General features: G+C 55.3%; 6 protein-coding genes. 2 read left to right on the top strand and 4 right to left on the bottom strand.

Annotated features, from left to right (window positions below; genetic code table 11):
* Together MVK46_RS02290 and MVK46_RS02285 are read left to right on the top strand one after the other, a co-directional pair.
* Positions 1-1099: phosphopentomutase/phosphoglucosamine mutase (locus tag MVK46_RS02290; RefSeq protein ID WP_297534985.1), on the top strand; the 1099-nt coding region annotated here is incomplete at its 5' end.
* Position 1100: 1 nt separating this feature from the next.
* Complete coding sequence (locus MVK46_RS02285; protein WP_297534983.1) at positions 1101-1514, top strand: EamA family transporter; 414 nt, start codon at positions 1101-1103, stop codon at positions 1512-1514.
* On the opposite strand, the gene MVK46_RS02280 is transcribed toward MVK46_RS02285, so the two are convergent.
* The 4 genes from MVK46_RS02280 to MVK46_RS02265 are packed head-to-tail and all read right to left on the bottom strand — an operon-like array spanning position 1511 to position 3313.
* A complete protein-coding gene (locus MVK46_RS02280; protein ID WP_297534981.1) occupies positions 1511-2086 on the bottom strand; it encodes a hypothetical protein in 576 nt (191 codons plus the stop codon). The two genes, MVK46_RS02285 and MVK46_RS02280, sit on opposite strands and share 4 nt — an antisense overlap.
* Positions 2087-2091: 5 nt before the next feature.
* A complete protein-coding gene (locus MVK46_RS02275; RefSeq protein WP_297534979.1) occupies positions 2092-2550 on the bottom strand; it encodes a type II toxin-antitoxin system VapC family toxin in 459 nt (152 codons plus the stop codon).
* Positions 2537-2728 (bottom strand): antitoxin family protein, encoded by a 192-nt coding sequence (locus MVK46_RS02270; protein WP_297534977.1) that lies wholly within the window; start codon positions 2726-2728, stop codon positions 2537-2539. Before MVK46_RS02270 ends, MVK46_RS02275 begins: the two co-directional genes overlap by 14 nt.
* 33 nt (positions 2729-2761) lie before the next feature.
* Complete coding sequence (locus MVK46_RS02265) at positions 2762-3313, bottom strand: AAA family ATPase (protein WP_297534975.1); 552 nt, start codon at positions 3311-3313, stop codon at positions 2762-2764.
* Between the last annotated feature and the right edge of the window lie 2 nt (positions 3314-3315).

Here is a 3315-nt window from a genome sequence, read left to right as displayed (position 1 = left end):
CTACGAAGCCGATGCGGGCGTTACGATAACCGCAAGCCATAACCCGCCGGAATACAACGGGATAAAGGTGTGGCAGTCCAACGGAATGGCCTACACCCCCGATATGGAGGCTGAACTCGAGAGAATCCTCGAATCCGGGAACTTTAGAAAGGTCCCCTGGAACGAGATTGGGACGCTCAGGAGGGCCGACCCGAGGGAGGAGTACATAAGGAAGGCCCTCGAGATGATTAAGCTCAACGATTCCTATACGGTTGTCGTCGATTCCGGCAACGGCGCCGGCTCAATTTTAAGCCCCTACCTCCAGCGCGAGCTGGGCAACAGGGTTATTTCGCTCAACTCCCACCCGAGCGGGTTCTTCGTTCGCGAACTCGAGCCGAACGCCGAGAGCCTCTCCGGACTGGCGAAAACCGTTAGGGTCATGAAAGCGGACGTTGGGATAGCGCACGACGGCGACGCAGACAGAATCGGCGTGGTGGACGACGAGGGGAACTTCGTTGAGTACGAGGTCATGCTCTCGCTCATAGCGGGCTACATGCTCAGGAAGTTCGGGAAGGGTAAAATAGTCACCACCGTCGATGCAGGCTTCGCTCTGGACGACTACGTCAGGCCCTTGGGCGGGGAAGTGATAAGGACGCGCGTTGGAGACGTGGCGGTGGCCGATGAACTGGCTAAACACGGGGGAGTCTTCGGTGGCGAGCCGAGCGGGACGTGGATAATCCCCCAGTGGAACCTAACTCCGGACGGGATATTCGCGGGGGCGCTCGTCCTCGAGATGATTGACAGGCTCGGGCCGATAAGCGAGCTCGCAAAGGAGGTCCCGCGCTACGTAACTCTAAGGGCGAAGATACCCTGCCCCAACGAGAAGAAAGCTAAGGCGATGGAAATCATAGCGAAGGAGGCTTTGAAGAGCTTCGACTACGAGAGGCTGATTGATATTGACGGAATAAGGATTGAGAACTCCGACTGGTGGATTCTGTTCAGGCCGAGCGGAACCGAGCCGATAATGCGCATAACCCTCGAGGCTCACACGGAGGCGAAGGCGAAGGAGCTGATGGAGAAGGCTGAGAGGCTGGTGAGGGAAGCCATCAGGAGGGCTTGAGATGAAAACCTACATCATCTACGCCATCCTCGCGGCGTTCTTCGCTTCCCTCGTTCCAATCTTTGGAAAAATCGGCCTCAGGGACGTCAACCCAACGCTCGCGACCGCCGTGAGGGCCGTCATAATGGCGGTCTTCCTCGTCGGCGTCGCCCTCGTGAGCGGTGTAACTCGGGAGCCGCTGAGCGGAAGGGCGCTGCTCTTCATAACGCTCTCAGGGATAGCGGGCGCGCTCTCGTGGCTCTTCTACTTCATGGCAGTTAAAGCCGGCCGTGTTCCCGCTGTAGTTGCGATAGACAAGACGAGCGTCGCGCTGGCAATCTTCCTCTCGTGGCTCATCCTCGGGAGCAGGATGGACGTGAAAACAGCGCTTGGCGCACTCCTCATAGTTCTCGGTGCGATTCTGGTGGCCCTTTAGGACTTCAGAGCATTTCTGAGCCTTTCAACGCTCTCCTCGATGTTATCCTTGTCGAACTCTAAAAACTCCGCCTCCGGGAAGCGCTCAATGAGCTCCTCGAAGAGCAGTCCCGGCCCTTCCTTAACCTCGAAGGAAAAGCGCTCGATGATTTTCCTGCTCTCCTCAAGCCTCTTCTCCTTGTCCATGTAGAAGAACGCTGGAATCAGGCCATAGTCAAAGGAATCAGGGTCGTTCGAGGTTGTGTGGAAGACACCGCAGGTTGGGGAGCCTTTAACGCCGACAAAGACCACCCGCTCCGGCTTCTCCTCCGTCAAGATTCTTCCTATGAAGTCCGCTACGACCTGAACCCTCTCGCGCATGCCGAGTCTCTCAAAGCTCTCCCTTCCCATCGGGGGCCGCGGCCAGCCGATTAGCTCGAACTCGGGGCAGGGGTAGGCAAGAACCTGCCATTCCTCGCCGAGCTCTCCAATAAGCTTTCTCAGCTCTCTTGCCGTCAGGTATTCCTTCTCCTTGGGGCCTCTGTAAACGTAGAACGGACTCAACAGGCAGGAGGCAATGATTAGGAGGTTCACGGTAATCACCTGACAACTTTTATTAGAGGAACCTTCTCGAAATCCGAGTCAAAGGTTAGAATGCGTTCAATTTCGTGCTCCGCGCAGGTTGCAACGATGAGGGCATCGTTGGGAAGCAGTTGATATTTCTCCCCAATCTCGGAGGCGAGTTCTATTGTCTTTTCGCTGATGGGCAGGATTCTGAGGAAACCGGCATCTCTCAGCTTTTTGAGTGACTCATCCACCTTTTTATATACAAAGAGATACTCGTTCAGGTGTTTCTTCAAGTCGCGAGGTCCTTTCAGGCCGTCCTGAATTGCGAGGGTAAACATGACCTTGTACACGGTCTCCGAGAACACAACGGGATTTATGACAAGGATATTTCCCTGATTTATGGTCTCTCTGACAAGGTTTCTGGCCTTAGGGTCCCCAAGGTGGAGGCCAACCAGGACGGAGGAATCAACGAAGACCTCAGAGCGACTCATAGTATGCCTCCTTGAGGCGTTTGTAGTCGATTTTTTCGACCTTTCTGATGATCATGGAGTCGAGAATCTCGTCAATGTCGGGGGTTATTACTATCCTCACCCTTGCGTGCTCCGGCAGGTTGAGCTTCTTCAGGGGCTTCAGCACACCGTTCTCGTAAACCGCCTCCACAACCTCCATGTTCCCACCAACTTCCCTTACTCCCCACTCCCTTTAAGCCTTGCTCAGCTCCTCGATAATCCGCTCCACCTTCTCCCTCAGCTCCTCCAGAGTTCCCTCGTTGACTATGACGTAGTCAGCTAGGTCCTTAAGCTCGCTCGTGTGGTAGAGCCTCTCCTCGGCGTCGTCCATTGCCCTGAAGTCTTCGAATGTCTTGATTCCCTTGTCCTTGCTGGCCTTCCTCCTCATCAGGCGCTCGAACCTTATCTCCGGCCTTGCCTTGACGTAGATGACCCTTCCTCCGAGCCTCTTTATCGCCTCGATTTCCTCCCGCGAGCGGACGCCGTCTATGACGATATTTTTGCAGTTCCTCTTCTTGTCAACGGCGAGGCGAATTAAGATGTCCCCGCCGTATTTGTCCTTGAGGTACTTTCCGAACTCTATGAGTTTCTCGCGCGTCGGCTCTGCCTTCTCCGGCAGTTCCGGAATCCAGGAGTAGTCGGAAACGTTGTGGGTCAGCAGGTCAATCAGCGGCTCACTGCAGGAAACCCTGCAGAATCCCTTCTCCTCGAAGAACTTGGCAACGGTAGTTTTTCCGGCGGCAATCT

This window comes from Thermococcus sp., from assembly GCF_027066465.1.
Classification (GTDB): domain Archaea; phylum Methanobacteriota_B; class Thermococci; order Thermococcales; family Thermococcaceae; genus Thermococcus.
The sequence above is the reverse complement of the archived record's forward strand: the minus strand, read 5'-3'. Positions and strand labels throughout refer to the sequence as shown.